Origin of the sequence: Pseudomonas agronomica (assembly GCF_025917275.1) — a bacterium.
GTDB lineage: Bacteria > Pseudomonadota > Gammaproteobacteria > Pseudomonadales > Pseudomonadaceae > Aquipseudomonas > Aquipseudomonas agronomica.
Genome location: NZ_JAOSHO010001155.1, coordinates 1 through 249, shown reverse-complemented (window position 1 = coordinate 249; position 249 = coordinate 1). Strand labels below are relative to the sequence as shown.

1 protein-coding gene is annotated in these 249 nt (G+C 59.4%); it reads right to left on the bottom strand.

All coding sequences use genetic code 11. The features are described 5' to 3' along the window. Window positions 1-39 precede the first annotated feature (39 nt). The coding region (locus OC610_RS29355) for a GntP family permease (RefSeq protein ID WP_264433376.1) at window positions 40-249 on the bottom strand (210 nt) is incomplete at its 5' end.

Genomic DNA, 249 nt, shown 5'->3' with positions numbered 1-249 from the left:
GGGAGCAAGCTCCCTCGCCACAGTTAGTCCAGGGTGTTCTTAGATCACCAGCGACAGCAGCAGGATAAAGATCAAGCCCACCACCGACAGGATGGTTTCCATCGCCGTCCAGGTCTTGAAGGTCTCGGCCACGGTCATGTTGAAGTACTGCTTGACCAGCCAGAAGCCCGCGTCGTTGACGTGGGACAGGATCAACGAACCCGCGCCGGTCGCCAGCACCAGCAACTCACGGTTCACCCCCGGCATCAT